Source organism: Streptomyces sp. NPDC101776 (genome assembly GCF_044766845.1).
GTDB lineage: Bacteria > Actinomycetota > Actinomycetes > Streptomycetales > Streptomycetaceae > Streptomyces.
In genome coordinates this window covers 405,510-424,514 of sequence record NZ_JBIWMV010000003.1, presented here as the reverse complement: position 1 = coordinate 424,514, position 19,005 = coordinate 405,510, and the positions used below count along the sequence as shown (strand labels likewise).

Sequence of the window (19,005 nt, the reverse complement as noted above, 5' to 3'; positions counted from 1 at the left end):
TTTACGGCATTGCGCAGATCGTGCCCCAAGAACGAACGACTGGCCAGTCCTCGTGCCGCAGAACGGCGAGATCCTCGTCACGTCCATCGCTTGATCCACCTCGGCCTTTTACGCCGCCTTTACTACGCGCGTACCGTCACTCGACGCACGACCAGGTACATCTCGCACCCCAGGCAGTACCCGAACGCGGCATTGAGGAACGCGGCGGCGAGCGCGGCCCCGGTCGCCGCGAGTCCCAGCCAGTCGGGACCCAGGCCGAAACCGATCAGCCCCACCCCGGCGAAGACCAGTCCGACCGCCTGCGCGAACCGCGGCGGCTCCGGTGCCTCGAACTCGGTCGGCGGCCCGATCCGGGGCCGTACGGCCTTGCGGAACAGCCAGCCGTACGGCGAGCGGCCCACGCCGCCGGCCGCGCCCAGCGCGAACGCCAGGGTCTGCCAGGCCAGCAGCCAGAAGCTGCCGGTGATCAGCACGACCGCCAGTACTACGGTCGTCAAGGCCGCGCCGAAACGCGGCCCTCTCACGTCGATGTCCATGAATCAAGGATTCCGCAGCGGAAAGGATTCCGAGCACCGGGAATCTTTGCAGTCTCGTGAACGCTGGAGGATTCGATGACCGGACTTGTGGTGTGCGTGGTGGTGCTCGCGGCGGCGAGTGCCTACGGAGTGCTGCATCGGCGGCGGAGCGGGAGAGTACGCGTGCGCGGGCGCGACGGCGGAAAACGGCTCGGCGCCGCCGAGTTGGGCGGCGACCTCGGCGAGAAGGCCACCCTGGTGCAGTTCTCCAGCGCCTTCTGCGCACCCTGCCGCGCCACGCGCCGGGTGCTGGGCGAGGTGGCCGACATGGTCCCGGGCGTCCGGCACATCGAGATCGACGCCGAGGACCATCTGGCCCTCGTGCGGGAACTCGACATCCTGAAGACCCCCACCGTGCTGGTCCTCGACGCCGACGGACGGGTCGTACGGCGTGCCACCGGCCTCCCCCGCAAGGCGGATGTCATCGCGGCTCTGGGGGAGGCGGTCTGACGGTTGTGACGCCATTGGTGACGACTTCGGTGAGGCATCTCCCATATGCCGGAACGTACTTGACTGCGCGCATCACCTATCGTCAACCTGACCGTATGCCTACGGAACTCCTTCTCTTCGGGCGGGTGCACGTCGACCTCGCCCGCACCGCGAGCGCGCGCTGTCCGGGCTGCTGAGCAGCAACGGACCCTGTTCGTCCCCTCCGTAGAAGGACACGTCCATGACGGCCACGCCCGACCTCGGCACCCGTACTCCTCAGCACGCCTCTCCCGACCTGCTGCGTTCCGTCTTCCGGCAGCACGCGGCCGGTGTGGCGGTGATCACCGCGCGCGGTGAGAACGGCCCGGTCGGCTTCACCGCCACCTCCCTCAGTTCCGTCTCGGCGCAGCCCCCGATGCTGTCCTTCGGGATCAGCACCGGCGCGTCCAGCTGGCCCGCGATATCCGGGGCCGGCCATGTCGGCGTGCACATACTCGGCGAGCACCAGGAGCAGTTGGCGGCCACCTTCGCCCGCAGCGGCGCCGACCGTTTCGGGGCGCCCACCGTCTGGCGCGAGGGCCCCGAGGGCGTGCCGGTCCTCGACGGCGTGCTCGCCTGGCTGGTGTGCCGGGTCGCCGCGCGCGTGCCGGCCGGGGACCACCGCATCGTGCTGGCCGAGGTCGTCCTCGGTGAGCACGCCGGCTCCGGCCGCCCGCTCCTCTACCACCAGGGCCGCTTCAACGGGCTGCGTGACTGAGACCACTCCCGGTGGGTGACGGGCCACCCTGCGGAAGCGTCGAGTTCCGATTACGCTGCGTTGCACAGGTCACAGTTCAAAGCGCTTGCTTAGCGGGCACCCCTTGGGGGAGCGTAGTGGTGCGTACTGGCGAGTAATATTTCGCTCGGAGCACCGGTCGCCCCCACCGGGAACGGCCGTTCAGGGCGCCTATGCTGCCTGGAAGTAGGCAGCCGAAAATGACGATGCAGTAGGAGAGCCGGCGTGAGCTTGAGGATCGTTGTCACTGTGAAGTACGTGCCCGACGCCACTGGCGACCGGCACTTCGCCGATGACCTGACCGTCGACCGTGACGATGTGGACGGTCTGCTCTCCGAGCTGGACGAGTACGCGGTCGAGCAGGCGCTGCAGATCTCCGAAGCACGACAAGAAGCAGGCGACGACGTGGAGATCACCGTCCTGACCGTGGGCCCCGAGGACGCCAAGGACGCCCTGCGCAAGGCGCTGTCCATGGGTGCCGACAAGGCGATCCACGTCGAGGACGACGACCTGCACGGCACCGACGCCATCGGCACCTCCCTGGTCCTGGCCAAGGCGATCGAGAAGGCCGGCTTCGACCTGGTCGTCTCCGGCATGGCCTCCACCGACGGCACCGCCGGTGTGATCCCCGCCCTGCTGGCCGAGCGACTGGGCGTTCCGCAGGTCACGCTGCTCTCCGAGGTCTCCGTCGAGGACGGTGTCGTCAAGGGCCGCCGTGACGGCGACAGCGCCTCCGAGCAGCTCGAGGCCTCCCTGCCGGCCGTCGTGTCCGTCACCGACCAGTCGGGCGAGGCGCGTTACCCGTCCTTCAAGGGCATCATGGCCGCCAAGAAGAAGCCGGTTCAGGCCTGGGACCTCTCCGACCTGGAGATCGACACCGACGAGGTCGGCCTCGAAGGCTCCTGGACTGCTGTCGACTCCGCGGCCCAGCGCCCCGCGCGCACCGCCGGCACGATCGTCAAGGACGAGGGCGAGGGCGGCAAGCAGCTCGCCGAGTTCCTCGCGGGCCAGAAGTTCATCTGAGCCCCCAGGGTTCAAGGCCCAACTCGCTTACCTCCCCTCAGACTTCGCACGCACGCAGGAGACCAACCTCATGGCTGAAGTTCTCGTCTACGTCGACCACGTGGACGGCGCCGTCCGCAAGCCCACCCTGGAGCTGCTGACCCTGGCCCGCCGTATCGGCGAGCCCGTCGCGGTCGCCCTCGGTGCCGGTGCCGAGAACACCGCAGCCGCGCTCGCCGAGCACGGCGCGGTGAAGGTGCTCACGCACGACGCCGCCGAGTACACCGACTACCTCGTCGTACCGAAGGTGGACGCCCTCCAGACCGCCTACGACGCCGTCTCCCCGGCCGCCGTCCTGGTGCCGTCCTCCGCCGAGGGCAAGGAGATCGCCGCCCGCCTCGCGGTGCGCATCGGCTCCGGCATCATCACCGACGCCACCGACCTGGAGGCCGGTGACGAGGGCCCGGTCGCGACGCAGTCGGTGTTCGCCGCCTCCTTCACCACCAAGACCCGGGTCTCCAAGGGCACCCCGGTCATCACCGTGAAGCCCAACTCGGCCGCCGTGGAGGCCGCCCCGGCCGCCGGCACCGTCGAGGCGCTCGCGGTCACCTTCTCGGACAAGGCCACCGGCACCAAGGTCACCGCGCGCACCCCGCGCGAGTCGACCGGCCGCCCGGAGCTGACCGAGGCCGCGATCGTCGTCTCCGGTGGTCGTGGTGTGAACGGCGCGGACAACTTCGCGATCATCGAGGCCCTCGCCGACTCCCTCGGCGCGGCCGTCGGCGCCTCGCGCGCCGCCGTCGACGCCGGCTGGTACCCGCACTCCAACCAGGTCGGCCAGACCGGCAAGAGCGTCTCCCCGCAGCTCTACATCGCCAACGGCATCTCCGGCGCGATCCAGCACCGCGCCGGCATGCAGACCTCGAAGACGATCGTGGCCGTCAACAAGGACGCCGAGGCCCCGATCTTCGACCTCGTCGACTACGGCGTGGTCGGCGACCTCTTCGACGTCGTCCCGCAGCTCACCGAGGAGATCAACACCCGCAAGGGCTGATCCTCCGGAGCGTCATCAGGCCCCCGCGACCCGTGGTCGCGGGGGCCTTCGCGCGTCTTCGGCTGTTCATCCCAGGCTGATCGTGGACGTCACGGGCAGATGGTCGCTCGGGAACTGGCTGTTCTCGGAGAAGGTGTCGAGGGCCGTCCGGCGCACGGTGACGCCCGGGGAGACCAGGATCCAGTCGATGCGGGGACCGCCCGGCACGAGCGTGCGGTAGCCGTGGAAGCTGCCGTAGAGCTGCCCGCGCGCCGCCGCCGCGTCCCAGGTGTCCCTGAGGCCGGCGCCCAGCATCGTGGAGTAGACCGAGGTGGTGTACGCGGCGGTGTTGAAGTCGCCCAGCACCACCATCGGCAGGGAGCGGTCGAGACGGGCGAGGCGTTCGGCGATGAGGGTGGCGGCCTGCTCGCGCGCGTACTGACTCGCGTTGTCCAGGTGGGTGTTGAGGACGTAGAACTGCCGTTCCTCGTCGCCGAGATCGCGGAAACGGATCCAGGTGGCGATGCGCGCGTGGGCGCCGCCCCAGGTGTTCGATCCGATCACGTTGGGCGTGTCGGAGAGCCAGAACTGGTCGTACTCGACCGGGACGAGGCGGCGGGTGTCGTAGAAGATCGCCGTCTCCTCGTCGAAGCTGCCGCCCTTGCGGCCGCCGCCGATCCAGTCGTAGTGCGGCGCTAGGTCCTGCTTGATGTCCTGAAGCTGTGCGTAGAGGCCCTCCTGGGTGCCGATGATGTCGGGGGCCGCGCGGAGCAGCAGGTCGCGCATCACCGGGCGGCGGACCTTCCAGCTGTTGGGCTCGTCGGTGCTCGCGTAGCGCAGGTTGAACGTCATCACGTCGAGCAGGCGGGTCTCGTGCCGGACGGATCCGGAGCGTACGGTTCCGATCAGTGGCAGGGCGATGGCGGCCGCCACCAGCGTGCTCAGCCCCGCGCGGCGGGTCATCTTTCCGACAGTCGGCATATGCGTCCCCTCCCCTTGGGAGTCAGGATGAAGGTGCGGGGCGCTGGGCGGAAGAGGGCCTCGGGGCGGCAGTGAACGCCATGGGTTCACGGCGTGGACAGGGTGTTGACCGGCGGGAAGCTCCATGGATAACTTCGCTCTACGGATTGTTGATTCCGTAGAGCGGAAAACTGGAGGGTGTGGGATGGGTCAGGGCGAGCAGGAGAAGGTGGCGACGAGCCTCGCGGGCGCGATCAGCGAGGAGATCAGCGCCTCCCTGGCACCGGTCGACGCCGAACTGGAGCGCCGCTACCCCGGCGACCCGGGCACCCGCCAGCCCGTCCACACGGTCTACGTCCCCGGTGACGTCTTCGCCGCCGACACGATCCGCTCCTGGGGCGACCGCGCCCTCGCGGCCCTCGACGAACACGCCCCCGACGCGGCCTCCTTCGCCGCCGTCCTCGGCCTCTCCGACGAACTCGCCGAACCCGTCCACGCGCGCGTGCGGGCCAAGTTGGAGCGCGAGCCCATCGAGGACCTGCGCGTCGACTTCGAGGACGGCTACGGCCCCCGCCCCGACGCCGAGGAGGACGAGGCCGCCGCCCGCGCGGCACGCCTGATCGCCGAGGCGTACGAGAAGGGCACGGCGGCGCCGTACATGGGCATCCGTATGAAGTGCATGGAGGCGCCCGTCCGCGACCGGGGCATCCGCACCCTCGACATCTTCCTGACCGGGCTCATGGAGGCCGGCGGGCTGCCGGACGGCCTGGTCCTGACGCTTCCCAAAGTCACCTACGCCGAGCAGGTCACCGCGATGGTGCGCCTCCTGGAGGCCTTCGAGGAGGCGCGCGGGCTGGAGCCGGGCCGGATCGGCTTCGAGATCCAGATCGAGACCAGCCAGTCCATCCTCGCCACCGACGGCACCGCCACCGTCGCCCGCATGATCCAGGCCGCCGAGGGCCGCGCCACCGGCCTGCACTACGGCACCTTCGACTACAGCGCCTGCCTCGGCGTCTCCGCCGCCTACCAGGCCAGCGACCACCCCGCCGCCGACCACGCCAAGGCGATCATGCAGGTCGCGGCGGCGGGGACGGGCGTACGCGTGTCGGACGGCTCTACGAACGTCCTCCCGGTCGGCCCCACCGCACAGGTCCACGACGCGTGGCGGCTGCACTACGGCCTCACCCGGCGGGCGTTGTCCCGCGCGTACTACCAGGGCTGGGACATGCACCCCGGGCACATCCCCACCCGCTACGCGGCCGTCTTCGCCTTCTACCGCGAAGGCTTCGAGCAGGCCGCCGCCCGCCTCGCCCGCTACGCCAACCACGCCGGCGGCGACGTCATGGACGAGCCCGCCACCGCCAAGGCCCTCAGCGGCTATCTGCTGCGCGGCCTGGACTGCGGCGCGCTCGACCTCGCCGAGGTGGCCGGGGCGACCGGGCTGACCAGGACGGACCTGGAGGGCTTCGCCGCGCCCCGGCGCGGTGACCTCACGGCGTCCGCCAAGTAGCGGACCTGTCACAGGTGTTGGCGCCGGGTTCTGTTGTCACTGCCGCCCCGTAGGCTGTACGGCGTTCAGGGGAGAGCCACAGGAACGGGGCGGCGGCGGTGTCTTCGGCTTCGGGGGAGAGCGGACGCGTGGACGGGGTCGACCGACTGCTGGCGGGGCGCTATCGGGTCGTGTCCCGACTCGGGCGCGGCGGCATGGGTGTGGTCTGGCGGGCCGTCGACGAGGTCCTCGGCCGTGAGGTCGCCGTCAAGGAACTGCGCACCTTCACCGACGCCCACGCGCCCGAACTGGCCGACCTGCGGCTGCGGATGCAGCGCGAGGCACGGGCGGCGGCGCGGGTCCGCCATCCCGGTGTCGTCGTGGTGCACGACATCGCCGAGGTCGACGGACGCCCGCTGATCGTCATGGAGTTGATCGACGGGCCGTCCCTCGACGACATCCTGGGGGAGCGCGGCCCGATCGACCCGCGCGAGGCGGCCGGGATCGGCGCGAAGGTGATGGAGGCGCTGGCCGCGGCGCACTCCGTGGGCGTCCTGCACCGCGATGTGAAGCCGGGCAACATCCTCCTGGACCGCACGGGCCGCGTCGTCCTCACGGACTTCGGCATAGCGACGATGGACGACCCGGGCGACGGCTCCGCCACGCACCTCACCCGGAGCGGCGAACTCATCGGCTCCCTGGACTACTTGGCCCCCGAGCGGGCCCAGGGCGCCGACCCCGGCCCGGCCTCCGACGTCTGGGCCCTGGGCGCCACGCTGTACGCGGCGGTCGAGGGCACGTCACCGTTCCGCCGCACCTCGACGTACTCCACCCTTACGGCGATCGTCTCCGAGCCGTTCCCGGAACCCCACCGGGCGGGTCATCTGGGACCGGTCCTCCGCCAACTGATGGACAAGCGGCCGGAGTTGCGACCCGGGGCGGATTTGGCGCGGGAGTTGCTGGAAGCGGTGGCGGGGGCGGCGGGGGTGGATGCGCCGACGGCCATGTTGCGGGCGAGCGGTGGGAGGACTCCTGGGCTGACGCCGGGGTTCGGAGCGGTGGAGCCGAAGGGGAGCGCGGGGGCGGGGAGTTCGGAAGCGGAGGGGGTAACGGGGGCTCGGGGAGCGGGGGTTGGGGGATCGGGGGCGGCGCTGGCCGGTGCCGGTGCCGGTGCCGGTGCCGGTGCCGAGGCCGGTGTCGATGCGAATGCGGGGGCCGATGCTGGAGCTGGAGCCGAGGAAGCGGGTGTCGCTGAGGCGGCGGAGACCGGGCAGGGGATCGGGGCGACGGGGGCTGAGGCTTCGGCTGGGCGGAGGCTCGGGGGTGCGGGGGGTGTGGCTTCGGCTGGGCGGAGGCTCGGGGGTGCGGGGGGTGTGGCTTCGGCGGGGCTGGGGATCGGGGGTGCGGCGAGCGGGGGTTCGGCGGGGCTGGGGATCGGGGGTGCGCAGAGAGTGGCTTCAGCCGGGCAGAGGCTCGGAGGTACGGAGCGCGTAGCCCCGGCCGGGCATGGCTTTGGTGCCGTCGAGCCGGCCGGTGACGGCGGCGGACCGGCAACCGGCGGTACGCCCGAGGCGGCGGGATCGGAGAACGCCGTGGCCGCCACCTCGGGGCTGCGCGGATCGGGAGAGCCAATACCCGGGGCACCAGGGCGACTTGAAGCCGTGGCGTATGGATCGGGTGCGGCAGGCGCGCCTGGACCGGGTGGGCAGACCCTTGGGTCGCCGGGGCGGGCTGAGGCGCCGGTGTACGGATCAGGTGCGGCAAGCATGCCCGGCGCGGGTGAGCTGGGCCTTGGTTCTTCGGGGCGGGCCGGGGCGAGGGTGTACGGGGCGGGTGCGGTAGACGGGCCCGGATCGGGTGAGCGGGGCTTTGGGGCACCGGGGCGGGTTGAAGCAACGCCTTACGGACCGGGTGCGGCGGACCCGTCCGGAGCGGGTGAGCTGGGCTTTGGTTCTTCGGAGCGGGCTGGGGCAACGCCGTACGGATCAGGCGAGGCAAGCGCGCCCGGACCGGGAGGACAGGACCGCCCCGATCTTTCAGGGCGACTAGCTTCCAACGCCCTCCCATCCACTCGCGCCACCGCTCCCAACTCCGCCACCGCTCCCAACTCCACGTCCGCTCCCGCCTCTGCTCACACCTCCGCGTCCACGCCCTTTCCCCCCTCCGCACCCCAAGGCTTCGGCCCGCCCCTCACCCCTGTAACCCACCCGACCGGCCCCATGACCCGCCCACCAGCCGCGCCCCGCCGCAACGCCCGCATCCTGATAGCCGCCGCAGGAGTCGCGGCCGTCCTCGCCGGTGCCGGAGTGTTCGTCGCTCGGATGGGTAACTCCGGGGACAGCACGGTCACTTCGCGGCCCAGCCCCTCCGCCCCGGCCGGTGACGTGGTCGGTCCCCCCTCGCCCACCGGGCACACGGACGCCCACCGCTCGGCCGACGCCAAGCCCACAGGTCAGGGCGACGACGGGGCCCAGGCGCCGACCCAGCAGCACACGGGCAAGGGGGCGGACGCGACAGGGGGACAGGATTCCAGCGCCGCCCCGACCAAGCCCGAAGCCGGCGGCGGCAGCGGCAGTGACCCCACGACCGGCGGAGCCACCCCCAGTCCCAGCTCCAGCCCCACCCCCGCCTGCCAGCCCATCGGCAGCGGCAAGTACAACTGCCAGGTGTGGCGCAGCGCCAAGTCCTACACCGCGTCCGGCACGGAAGTCGGTGTCCTCGGCGCCGGTACCAACTACTTCTTCTGCCAACAGAACATGGGCCGCCGCGAGACGTACGGCCAGTGGACCAACGTCTGGTGGGCCAAGACGGACGACGACAGCGGCAACACCGACGTCTATGTCAGCGACGTCTACATCAAGGGCGGCGGCAACGACGATCCGGTCCCGGGTCTGCCGGTCTGCTAAAGCCGTCAGGGCATCAGGCATCAGGCATCAAGGCACTAGGAATCAAGGCATCAGGAGGCATCAAGGCATCCGGACATCAAGGCAGTTGAGGCCCAACAAAGCCTTCCAGCCCCGACACCGTCACCAGCCCCTCCTCCCGGAACAACCGCGTACCCCGCTCACACAACCCCCGATCGCCGCGCACCCGCGCACAGAACTCCTCTGGCGTCCGCCCGAACAGCATCCTCAACTCCGCCGAGCCACCCAGCAGTTCGGTGAGCAGCGCCCGCTCGCCCGGATGCCGACGCGGCACACCCGTGCCGTCATGCAGGACACCATGCCGGTTGACGTAGACGTACGCGCCCCGCAGCAACTCCCCTGAACCAAGCGCGACAGGGAACTCGGCCGGGCCCAACCACGCCCGGTCATAAGCCCCTTCACTCGCGTCCACCACGGCAAGCTGCCGCACGTCGAACCACGTCACGAACAACTCCCGTACGACACCAGGACGATTGACCGGCGACGCCGACACATACCCCACGCGGCTCACATGCGCCGAGACACCGACGTCGATGCCCGTGACCCGTACCTTCACCATCGGGACGGGAGACGTGATCCCGAACTCCGCCAGCTTGTGCCGCAGTTGGCCGGGGCTGGCGTTGGAGCCGATGGCGAGTACCGGGGTGCGGTCCTCGTACGTGACGCGCTCGTCGAGGGGCAACAGCCGGTCCCCGACGAGGAGTCCGGACGTGACGGGCCACGCACCCGGGTAGCTGAGCGGATCCTCGCGCGGCGCCCGCGCCAGCCCCAGCTTCTCCACCGTACGCACCGTACGCACCGCACCCACCGCACGCTCGCCCACAGGGTCGTTCACCCGCCGCTCAGTCCGACGGCGGCAGCTCGCCCGAGCCCCGGGTGATCAGCCGGGTCGGCAACTCGATGCGTTCCGGGGCGATGAGGGTGCCGTCCAGCTGGCGGAAGAGACGGTCCGCGGCGGTGCGGCCGAGGGTCGCCGAGTCCTGGGCGACGACGGTCACGCCCGGCTGGAGCAGATCGGCGAGTTCGAAGTCGTCGAAGCCCACCAGGGCGACCCGGCGGGCCTGTTCGGCGAGGACCCGGACGACGGTGACCGTCACACGGTTGTTGCCGGCGAAGATCGCGGTCACGGGGGAGGGGCCGGTCAGCATCTCCTCCGCCGCCCGGCGCACCCGCACGGGGTCGGTCACACCGAGGGACATCCAGGCGTCCTCGACCGGTATCCCCGCGTCCTCCATGGCGGCCCGGTAACCGCGCAGTCGCTCGACAGCCGTGTGGATACGGGGCATGTCACCGATGAAGCCGATGCGCCGGTGGCCGTGGGAGATGAGATGGGTGACGCCGTCCCGCGCGCCGCCGTAGCTGTCGGACAGGACGACGTCCGCGTCGATCTGGCCGGCCGGGCGGTCCACGAAGACCGTCGCGACGCCCGCCTTGATCTCCGGTTCCAGATAGCGGTGGTCGTCCCCGGCCGGGATCACCACCAGCCCGTCCACGCGCCGCGCGCACAGCGCCAGCACCAACTCCTGCTCGCGGTCCGGGTCTTCGGCGCTGGAACCGTTGATGAGCAGGGCGCCGTGAGCGCGGGCGACCTCTTCGACGGCGCGGCTGAGCGGGCCGTAGAACGGGTCGGCGAGGTCCTCCAGGACGAGGCCGATGCTGGCCGTGCGGCCCTTGCGCAGGACGCGGGCGCTGTCGTTCCGTCGGAAGCCGAGGGCGTCGATCGCCTCCTGGACCCGGCGCTCGGTGTCGGGAGTCACGCCCGGTTCGCCGTTGACCACGCGCGACACCGTTTTCAGGCCGACACCGGCGCGAGCGGCCACGTCCTTCATGGTCGGACGGTTGCCGTAGCGGTTCTCGGGGCGGCGGGCGGTCTCTGGCACGATGCGCTGTCCTGTCCTGTCGTCCACGGGGGATGCATAGGTCCATGGGTTTGTATGAGGATGTGGCGTCGAGCATAGAGCCTGGACAACGTTGTCATGTGCGAGAGAGACTGTCCACCGATATCTCCGGCCTGCGCCCCCACCGCGAGACCGGCCCAACTCACCTTCTGGTGGTTCTCAAATGTTTGACGGGGAGATCTGACACTGTGATGCACACCGACCTCGTGGCCGCGCTCGACATCGGCGGCACCAAGATCGCCGGGGCGCTGGTGGACGGCCACGGCAAGATCCTGGTGCGCGCGCAGCGCCCGACGCCCTCGCAGGACGACGGCGACACCGTGATGCGAGCCGTGGAGGAGGTGCTCGCCGAGCTCACCGCATCGCCCTCGTGGTCCCGCGCGAGCGCCCTCGGCATCGGCAGCGCGGGTCCCGTGGACGCCTCCGCCGGCACCGTGAGCCCGGTCAACGTGCCCGGCTGGCGCGACTATCCGCTCGTCGAGCGGGTGCGCGCGGCGACCGGGGGCCTGCCCGTCGAGCTGATCGGCGACGGCGTGGCGATCACCGCGGCCGAGCACTGGCAGGGCGCCGCCCGCGGGCACGCCAACGCGCTGTGCATGGTTGTTTCCACGGGAGTTGGTGGCGGCCTCGTCCTCAACGGGCAGTTGCACCCCGGGCCCACCGGCAACGCGGGTCACATCGGCCACATCAGCGTGGACCTGGACGGCGACGCCTGCCCGTGCGGTTCGCGCGGCTGTGTCGAGCGGATCGCCAGCGGTCCCAACATCGCCCGACGGGCGGTCGAGGGCGGCTGGCGGCCGGGCCCGGACGGCGACGCCTCGGCCGCCGCGGTGGCCGCCGCCGCCCGCGCGGGCGACCCGATCGCCGTGGCCTCCTTCGAGCGGGCCGCGCAGGCCCTCGCCGCCGGAATCGCGGCCACCGCGACCCTGGTCGAGATCGACATCGCCGTGATCGGCGGGGGCGTGGGCAAGGCGGGCGACGTGCTGTTCACGCCACTGCGCAAGGCGTTGAGCGACTACGCGACGCTGTCCTTCGTACGGCGCCTGACGGTGACACCGGCCCAAATGGGCACGGACGCCGGGCTGGTGGGAGCGGCCGCGGCCGCGCTCGCCGGACAGGCGAGCACGACCGCGGCCGGTGTGGTGTGAGGAACCGACCGGCCGAAACGTTCGTTCAGCGGCCAATGTCCCGGATCAGCACGTGAGTTGAGCGTCCGCCCAGTCCGCGTGGTCCGAGTCGATCCCGTCGCCGCCGTCGGTGACCACGAGTCGGACCACCTGGGCGCCGGTCACGTCCGCCGTGATCGGCTGGGCGGGCATCGCGTTGGTGAGGACGCCGGTCGAGGCGACCTTCGTACCGTCCGCCCAGATCTCGAAGGCGACGGTCCCGTTGGCGCCCTTCTCGTCGTCCACACCGACGGCCGCGGTGACCTTCTCGCACGTCTTCCCGGTGTAGTACTCGATGTCGCTCGCGGCGTGTGCGCCGAGCCCCTTGGCGTACACCACCCCGCCCAGGGTGATCGGATGACCGTCCCCGGCGGCACTCTCCCCGTTGCTGGTGTTGCGCTCAACAGGCCCGTATCCGTTGGCCGTTGACATCCACGGCAGATCGCCGAGATACGAGGCCCCCGCAGGCGGTGCCACCACCACGGACGCGCCGAACGGCAGGGTACGGGTGACGCGCGCACCGCTCGGCGAACGGTAACTCGCCTTCAGCGTCAGGTCGTACGACCCCGTCGGCGTCCCCGCCGGAGCGGTGACCGTCCACTTGGTGCGCAACGACCGGCCGGTGGCTACGGCCTTGGCGGTCGTCGACGACTTGGCGCGCACCTTCCAGCCCGCGGGCCCGGTCAGGCTCACCGAGACGTGCTCGGCGGTCGTACGGCCGAGGTCGGTGACCGTCGTCGTGAGCGCGGTCGGCTTGGCCGCCTGGACCAACGGGGCGCTGTCCAGGCCGAGTTCGACGGCGGGCGGGTTCTTGAGCGCGTGCCGGTCGGCGGAGACCCGTACGAGGACCGTGCCGTGGGCCGGTACGGTCGCGGAGATCGTGCCCGCGGTGTTGTAGCTCTGGTGCTGCCACAGGTCGCGCAGGGTGTACGCCTTGGCGTTCGGGAGGCCGACGGCCGCAGCGGTCGTGGCGATGCGCTGGGCGCTGCCGGACTCGTTGAAGAGCGCGACGGCACGGCTGCCGTCCTGCATCGGCTTGGCGACGACCCAGCGTCCGCCCTCGGACGTGACAACGTTGCCCTGCTTGCCCAGCGGGTCCTGGTCGACCGCGATGACCTCCTTGTTGTCGAGGATGTCGAAGGTCGCGGCGGTCGCGGTACGGAGGTCGGAGCCGATGAGGAGAGGCGCGGCCATGATCGACCACAGTGAGAAGTGCGAGCGGTACTCGGTGTCCGTCATGCCGCCGTTGCCGACCTCCAGCATGTCGGGGTCGTTCCAGTGCCCGGGTCCTGCGTACGGCGCGAGCGGCAGGTTCTGCTTGAGGATCGACAGCATCGAGCCCCAGTTGTCGCTGATGTCGCCGGTCGTGCGCCACAGGTGTCCGACGTCCGCGGCCCACTCCCAGGGCTTGTTCTCGCCCCATTCGCAGATGCTGAAGACGATGGGCCGGCCGGTCGCCTTCAGCGCGTCGCGCATGGTGGTGTAGCGCAACTTGGCGTCCACGCCTTGGTTGTTGCAGTTGTCGTACTTCAGGTAGTCCACGCCCCAGTCGGCGAACTGCTGGGCGTCGCTGTACTCGTGCCCCAGGGCGCCCGGGAACCCCGCGTCGTTGCAGGTCTTGGTGCCCGCGCTGGTGTAGATGCCGAGCTTGAGCCCCTTGGAGTGCACATAGTCCGCGACGGCCTTGATGCCGTGCGGGAAGCGGACCGGATCGGGGACGAGCTTGCCGTCGGCGTCCCGGGACGGCAGGGCCCAGCAGTCGTCGAGGTTGACGTACTGGTAACCGGCGGCCTTGAGGCCCTTGTTGACGAAGATGTCCGCGATTCCCTCGACCATGGACTCGTTGAACTCGGTGCGGCAGTGGGTGGAGTTCCAGTTGTTGAAACCCATCGGAGGTGTGAGCGCCTGACCGTCGGCCAGGGCGGGGGCGGCGGGGGCTTGTGCGGGGGTGGCGACGGCGGGCACGGCGAGGCCCGCCGTGCACAACAGCCCTGCCGCAAGGGCTCCTAGCGCTCTTCGGCGGGTCGTGCGGGTGTGGGGGTGACGCATGGTGACGCTCCTCCGGACTCGCGAGAGATGGGATCACTTCCTGTGCATGCCATGTGCGCGATTACGTTAGGACGTGTCGAACTCTGTTGGAAGAGTTGCGTATTTATTGTTCGACTTTCCACCGGGCAAGTTTTGAACACGTTCAACTTTCTGCGCTAGGCTCACTCCCGAGCAGTCCGAACGGAAGGGGGAGCCCCGTGAAGATCGTCATTCCCGGCGGCACGGGACAGGTGGGCGCGATCCTCGATCGCGCCCTGACCGAGGCCGGCCACGAGGTCGTCGTCCTGACCAGGCGGCCGACGCGCGACCGCGAGGTGTGGTGGGACGGCGAGTCCCCGGGCTCCTGGACCCGGGAGATCGACGGCAGCGACGCCGTGATCAACCTGGCGGGCCGCAGCGTCAGTTGCCGCTACACCCCGGCCAACCTGAAGGCCATGATGGACTCGCGCGTGCACTCCGCCCGAGTGGTCGGCGAGGCGATCGCCATCGCCGCCCAACCACCGCGCGTCTGGCTGCAGATGAGCACCGCCACCGTCTACGCCCACCGCTACGACGCCCCCAACGACGAGGCCACCGGCGTGATCGGCGGCGCCGAACCCGACGTACCGGACTACTGGTCCTACAGCGTGGAGATCGCCAAGAACTGGGAACGCGAGCAGGAGCGGGCCGACACCCCGCACACCCGCAAGGTCGCCCTGCGGGCCGCCATGGTGATGAGCCCCGACCGGGGTGGCGTCTTCGACGTCCTGTCGGGGATGGTCCGGCTCGGCCTCGGCGGTCCGGTCGCGGGCGGCGCCCAGTACATCTCCTGGATCCACGACCAGGACTTCGTCCGCGCGGTCGAGTTCCTGCTCGACCGCGACGACATCGCCGGACCGGTGAACCTCGCCGCCCCCGGACCGCTTCCGCAGCGCGCCTTCATGCGTGTCCTGCGCGCCGCCCGAGGTGTCCCCGTCGGACTGCCCGCCACGAAATGGATGGCGGAACTGGGCGCCCTCGCGCTGCGCTCGGACACCGAACTCCTCCTGAAGAGCCGACGGGTCGTCCCGGGACGGCTGCTGGCCGAAGGGTTCACCTTCAACCATCCGCAGTGGCCGGAAGCGGCCGTCGACCTCGTGCGGCGGGCCCGGAACGGGGTGGGTTCCACCCGGCGGCCGGTCCGGGCGTGACCCCGGCGCGCTTCGTCAGTTGAACGGGGCATGAAGAAGCGCAGCATGCTGGCCATCGCCTCCCTCGCCACCGGGTTCGTCGTCGCCGCGATCTCCCCGTCGCACTCGCACGACCACGACGTACTCGGCGATCTGAACGTCAAGGACACCGTGGGCTCCATGGATCACCTCGTCAGCGACGGCAGCTTCGCCGTCGACGAGAACGCCCTGGGGCAGAACGGCTGATACCGGTCTCAAAAGCTCGGCGCCGGTGCCCCGTCGGAGGGGGCACCGGCGCCGTCGTATGCACGCCCTCAACTGCGGCTGGTTTCCGTGGCAGGGTGGAACGGGCAAGCCTCAGGGGGCCAATAGAAGAGGGGGAACTGTCCGTGATCGTCTGGATCAACGGCGCGTTCGGTGCAGGCAAGACCACCACCGCACGGGAACTGATCGACCTGATCCCGAACAGCACGTTCTTCGACCCCGAGATCATCGGCGGGGCACTCCCGAACCTGCTCCCGCCCAAGCGCCTCGCGGAGGTCGGCGACTTCCAGGACCTGCCGATCTGGCGGCGGCTCGTGATCGACACGGCGGCCGCCATGCTCGCCGAGCTCGGCGGGACCCTCGTCGTACCGATGACCCTGCTGCGCCAGGAGTACCGCGACGAGATCTTCGGCGGTCTCGCGGCCCGCCGGGTCACGGTCCGGCATGTGCTCCTCGCCCCGGCGGAAACGATCCTGCGCGAGCGAATAGCCGGCCGGGAGGTCCCACCCGACCTCCCCGACGGCGAGATCCGGATGCGGCAATGGGCGTACGACCACATCGAGCCGTACCGCACCGCGCTCGCCTCCTGGCTCACCGCCGACGCGCATCTCGTCGACACCAGTGCCCTCACCCCGTACGAGACGGCCTGCCGGATCGCCGAGGCCGTCGGCAGCGGTGCCGTGCCCGTGTGCGACATCGTGCAGACCCCGGAGCCCACCTCCGAGACCCTCGCGGCCGGCGTGCTCCTCTTCGACGAACAGGACCGCGTACTGCTCGTCGACCCCACCTACAAGGCCGGCTGGGAGTTCCCCGGCGGTGTCGTCGAACCCGGCGAGGCGCCCGCCCGGGCCGGCATGCGCGAGGTCACCGAGGAGACCGGCATCGTCCTCGACGACGTACCCCGACTGCTCGTCGTCGACTGGGAACAGCCCGCACCACCCGGCTACGGCGGGCTGCGCCTCCTCTTCGACGGCGGCCGGCTGGACGCCGCCGTGGCCGACCGACTGCTGCTGCCCGGACCGGAGTTGCGCGGCTGGTGCTTCGCCAGCGAGCAGGAGGCCGCCGACCTGTTGCCGCCGGTCCGCTACGAGCGGCTGCGGTGGGCGCTCCGGGCCCGGGAGCGTGGCGCGGCGCTCTATCTGGAGGCAGGCGTACCGCTCGGCTGACGACCTGTCAATTTGCGCTCTGATCAACGATGTTGGAAGCGACTTTGCCTTTTCGGGGACACCACCTGGGGACTTTGCGGGGTGTGGGTCATTCCGATAACAAAGCGAGGGTGAATTGTCGCCTTCCCGGTATGAACAAGAACGTGAAGAAGGTACATCGGAGCTCTAACGTCTTTGCGCAGCTCAGTTCTCTCGCGGCCGCCGGCCGCCTCTACGGGACCGGACATTTCGCCGGTCGAAGGAGAGGAACATGCGCGTGCCATCCTCGGCCCTCACCCGGGCCCTCACACTCGCCGCCGGGCTCGCCCTGGTGCTCACCGCCTGCAGCAGTGGCGGCGGAGGCGGCGGCTCCGGCAAGAGCAGCTCGGCCGGGCTCACGTCCTGCAACACCGTGGGCAAGGCCAACACCTGCAACTCGGCCACCACCAAGTCCGGCGGAACGTTCACCTATGTGCTGGAGAAGAACATCCAGCAGTGGAACGTCCAGGACGTCAACGGCAACACCTTCGAGAACGGGGAGGCCCTGGAGGTCGTCCTGCCGCAGGTGTTCATACCCCAGCCGGACTTCACCGTCGCCCTCAACACCGACCTGGTGACCTCGGCGACGCAGACCAGCACCAGCCCGCAGACCATCGTCTACAAGATCAACCCGAAGGCGGCGTGGAACGACGGGACGCCCATCACCGCCGACGACTTCACCTACTACTGGCGCACCAACAACGGCAAGGACTGCCCGCCGCCGCCCGCCAGCGACTCCACGCAGACCAAGGGCTGTCTGCCGCAGAGCACCGCGGGCTACGACCGGATCAAGTCCCTCACCCCCTCCGACAACGGCAAGACCGTCACCATGGTGATGTCGAAGCCCTTCTCGGACTGGAAGTCCCTGTTCGGCGCGGGCTATCCGCTCTACCCGGCCCACACCGCGGAGAAGCTCTCCGGCGCCAAGGCCGGTGACGCCGCCGCCATGACGGCCACGCAGATGGCGCAGGCCTGGCAGTACTTCCTGAAGACGCCGCCCACCAAGTACCCCACCGCGGGCGCCTACAAGATGCAGCAGTGGGTCGACAACGACCACGCCACCTATGTGCCCGACCCCAAGTGGACCGGCGCGAAGAAGGCGACCCTCCAGCGGCTGATCTTCAAGGTGATCTCGGACGCGACGCAAGAGCCGACGGCCCTGAAGAACAACGAGGTTCAGGGCATCTACCCGCAGCCCGAGGTGGACCTGGTCAACCAGGTCAAGGACATCCCCGGTGTCACCTACACCATCGGCAACGGGCTGACCTGGGAGCACTTCGACCTCAACCTGCACAACCCGGTGATCGGCAAGTATCTGGCGCTGCGGCAGGCGATGTTCACCGCGATCAACATCAAGGACATCATCGCCAAGACGGTCGGCCAGTTCGACCCGGCCGTGAAGCCGCTGGGCAACCACAACTTCGTTCCCGGGCAGGCCGGTTACAAGGACCTGGTCACCGGCACCGGCCAGGGGTCGGGTGATCTGACCAAGGCGAAGAAGTACCTCACGGACGCCAAGTTCACCGGTGTGGGCACGGCGTTGAAGACTCCGGACGGCAAGGCCGTCGGACCCTTCAACTGCCGCTACACCACCGGCAACCAGATCCGGCAGAGCGAGTGCCAGATCCTGCAGAGCAACCTGGCGAGCCTCGGCATCAAGGTCACCATCAAGCCGATCGGCGCCGCCGACCTCGGCACGGTCCTCTCCGGGCACCAGTACGACATCATCGTCTTCGCCTGGGTCGCGGCGCCCTTCCCGAGCAGTGGCGCCCAGCAGAACTGGTTCACCGGCGGTGGCGGCAACTTCGGCGGCTACAGCGACAAGACGGCCGACTCCCTGATCTCCCAGGCCGTGGGCGAGACCGACGCGACGAAGGCCGCCGCGCTCCTCAACCAGGCCGACCAGCTCATGGTGAACGACGCCTACGTCCTGCCGCTGTACCAGAAGCCGACGTTCCTCGCCGTGCAGACGCGGTTCGTGAACATGCGGAACAACGCCACGAACGTGGGCCCGGCCTACAACACCGGCGCCTGGGGCCTGAAGCAGTAGCCCCACCGCGCGAGGGAACAGCTCCACCGGCACGCCCGTCGAGCCCGGCCCCGGCAACA

The 19,005-nt window shown here is 70.1% G+C and carries 15 protein-coding genes and 1 pseudogene; 11 read left to right on the top strand and 5 right to left on the bottom strand.

The window, feature by feature from the left end:
• Nucleotides 1-122: 122 nt before the first annotated feature.
• Complete coding sequence (locus ACIRRY_RS13440; RefSeq protein WP_403971622.1) at nt 123-536, bottom strand: DUF4395 domain-containing protein; 414 nt, start codon at nt 534-536, stop codon at nt 123-125.
• A 75-nt stretch (nt 537-611) separates the two neighbouring features.
• Between ACIRRY_RS13440 and ACIRRY_RS13435 the strand changes: the two genes are divergently transcribed.
• From ACIRRY_RS13435 to ACIRRY_RS13420, 4 genes are all read left to right on the top strand, one after another.
• Nucleotides 612-1,025, top strand: a complete 414-nt coding sequence (locus ACIRRY_RS13435) for a TlpA family protein disulfide reductase (protein WP_403971620.1) — start codon at nt 612-614, stop codon at nt 1,023-1,025.
• A gap of 220 nt (nt 1,026-1,245) precedes the next feature.
• Nucleotides 1,246-1,761, top strand: coding sequence for a flavin reductase family protein (locus tag ACIRRY_RS13430; RefSeq protein ID WP_403971618.1), 516 nt, complete (start codon nt 1,246-1,248; stop codon nt 1,759-1,761).
• 243 nt (nt 1,762-2,004) lie between these two features.
• A complete protein-coding gene (locus ACIRRY_RS13425) occupies nt 2,005-2,802 on the top strand; it encodes an electron transfer flavoprotein subunit beta/FixA family protein (RefSeq protein WP_403971616.1) in 798 nt (265 codons plus the stop codon).
• Between the two features lie 70 nt (nt 2,803-2,872).
• Complete coding sequence (locus ACIRRY_RS13420) at nt 2,873-3,835, top strand: electron transfer flavoprotein subunit alpha/FixB family protein (protein WP_403971614.1); 963 nt, start codon at nt 2,873-2,875, stop codon at nt 3,833-3,835.
• A 66-nt stretch (nt 3,836-3,901) separates the two neighbouring features.
• On the opposite strand, the gene ACIRRY_RS13415 is transcribed toward ACIRRY_RS13420, so the two are convergent.
• On the bottom strand, nt 3,902-4,795 hold the full coding sequence (locus tag ACIRRY_RS13415; RefSeq protein ID WP_403971612.1) for an endonuclease/exonuclease/phosphatase family protein: 894 nt from the start codon (nt 4,793-4,795) through the stop codon (nt 3,902-3,904).
• Nucleotides 4,796-4,979: 184 nt separating this feature from the next.
• Here ACIRRY_RS13415 and ACIRRY_RS13410 point away from each other — a divergent pair, with 184 nt between their 5' ends.
• Nucleotides 4,980-6,284, top strand: coding sequence for a DUF6986 family protein (locus ACIRRY_RS13410; protein ID WP_403971610.1), 1,305 nt, complete (start codon nt 4,980-4,982; stop codon nt 6,282-6,284).
• Nucleotides 6,285-6,454: 170 nt separating this feature from the next.
• Nucleotides 6,455-7,591 (top strand): annotated as a pseudogene (locus ACIRRY_RS13405) (serine/threonine-protein kinase); the annotation flags it as partial.
• 1,654 nt (nt 7,592-9,245) lie between these two features.
• On the opposite strand, the gene ACIRRY_RS13400 reads toward ACIRRY_RS13405, so the two are convergent.
• Nucleotides 9,246-10,022: a hypothetical protein gene (locus ACIRRY_RS13400; RefSeq protein ID WP_403971608.1), complete on the bottom strand. Its 777-nt coding sequence runs from the start codon at nt 10,020-10,022 to the stop codon at nt 9,246-9,248.
• Between the two features lie 7 nt (nt 10,023-10,029).
• Entirely contained in the window at nt 10,030-11,067 is a 1,038-nt protein-coding gene (locus ACIRRY_RS13395; RefSeq protein WP_403971606.1) for a LacI family DNA-binding transcriptional regulator, read from the bottom strand.
• A 209-nt stretch (nt 11,068-11,276) separates the two neighbouring features.
• On the opposite strand from ACIRRY_RS13395, the gene ACIRRY_RS13390 reads away from it, so the two are divergent.
• The gene (locus ACIRRY_RS13390; RefSeq protein ID WP_403971604.1) at nt 11,277-12,233 is read left to right on the top strand and encodes an ROK family protein; all 957 of its coding nucleotides are present in this window, start codon (nt 11,277-11,279) and stop codon (nt 12,231-12,233) included.
• A 45-nt stretch (nt 12,234-12,278) separates the two neighbouring features.
• Here the strand turns inward: ACIRRY_RS13390 and ACIRRY_RS13385 are convergent, their stop codons facing one another.
• Complete coding sequence (locus ACIRRY_RS13385) at nt 12,279-14,300, bottom strand: NPCBM/NEW2 domain-containing protein (protein ID WP_403971602.1); 2,022 nt, start codon at nt 14,298-14,300, stop codon at nt 12,279-12,281.
• A gap of 197 nt (nt 14,301-14,497) precedes the next feature.
• On the opposite strand from ACIRRY_RS13385, the gene ACIRRY_RS13380 reads away from it, so the two are divergent.
• The 4 genes from ACIRRY_RS13380 to ACIRRY_RS13365 all read left to right on the top strand — a co-directional run bounded on the left by ACIRRY_RS13380 (nt 14,498) and on the right by ACIRRY_RS13365 (nt 18,946).
• On the top strand, nt 14,498-15,469 hold the full coding sequence (locus tag ACIRRY_RS13380) for a TIGR01777 family oxidoreductase (protein WP_403971600.1): 972 nt from the start codon (nt 14,498-14,500) through the stop codon (nt 15,467-15,469).
• A 30-nt stretch (nt 15,470-15,499) separates the two neighbouring features.
• Entirely contained in the window at nt 15,500-15,694 is a 195-nt protein-coding gene (locus ACIRRY_RS13375; RefSeq protein ID WP_403971598.1) for a hypothetical protein, read from the top strand.
• A gap of 143 nt (nt 15,695-15,837) precedes the next feature.
• Complete coding sequence (locus ACIRRY_RS13370) at nt 15,838-16,878, top strand: NUDIX domain-containing protein (protein ID WP_403971596.1); 1,041 nt, start codon at nt 15,838-15,840, stop codon at nt 16,876-16,878.
• 250 nt (nt 16,879-17,128) lie between these two features.
• On the top strand, nt 17,129-18,946 hold the full coding sequence (locus tag ACIRRY_RS13365; protein WP_403971594.1) for an ABC transporter family substrate-binding protein: 1,818 nt from the start codon (nt 17,129-17,131) through the stop codon (nt 18,944-18,946).
• The last annotated feature ends 59 nt before the right edge of the window (nt 18,947-19,005 follow it).

Excerpts from the sequence above, each read along its gene's own strand:
- ACIRRY_RS13440 (WP_403971622.1), bottom strand. The coding sequence starts at position 536 with ATGGACATCGACGTGAGAGGGCCGCGTTTCGGCGCGGCCTTGACGACC.
- ACIRRY_RS13435 (WP_403971620.1), top strand. The coding sequence starts at position 612 with ATGACCGGACTTGTGGTGTGCGTGGTGGTGCTCGCGGCGGCGAGTGCC.
- ACIRRY_RS13430 (WP_403971618.1), top strand. The coding sequence starts at position 1,246 with ATGACGGCCACGCCCGACCTCGGCACCCGTACTCCTCAGCACGCCTCT.
- ACIRRY_RS13420 (WP_403971614.1), top strand. The coding sequence starts at position 2,873 with ATGGCTGAAGTTCTCGTCTACGTCGACCACGTGGACGGCGCCGTCCGC.
- ACIRRY_RS13415 (WP_403971612.1), bottom strand. The coding sequence starts at position 4,795 with ATGCCGACTGTCGGAAAGATGACCCGCCGCGCGGGGCTGAGCACGCTG.
- ACIRRY_RS13410 (WP_403971610.1), top strand. The coding sequence starts at position 4,980 with ATGGGTCAGGGCGAGCAGGAGAAGGTGGCGACGAGCCTCGCGGGCGCG.
- ACIRRY_RS13390 (WP_403971604.1), top strand. The coding sequence starts at position 11,277 with ATGCACACCGACCTCGTGGCCGCGCTCGACATCGGCGGCACCAAGATC.
- ACIRRY_RS13385 (WP_403971602.1), bottom strand. The coding sequence starts at position 14,300 with ATGCGTCACCCCCACACCCGCACGACCCGCCGAAGAGCGCTAGGAGCC.
- ACIRRY_RS13375 (WP_403971598.1), top strand. The coding sequence starts at position 15,500 with ATGAAGAAGCGCAGCATGCTGGCCATCGCCTCCCTCGCCACCGGGTTC.
- ACIRRY_RS13365 (WP_403971594.1), top strand. The coding sequence starts at position 17,129 with ATGCGCGTGCCATCCTCGGCCCTCACCCGGGCCCTCACACTCGCCGCC.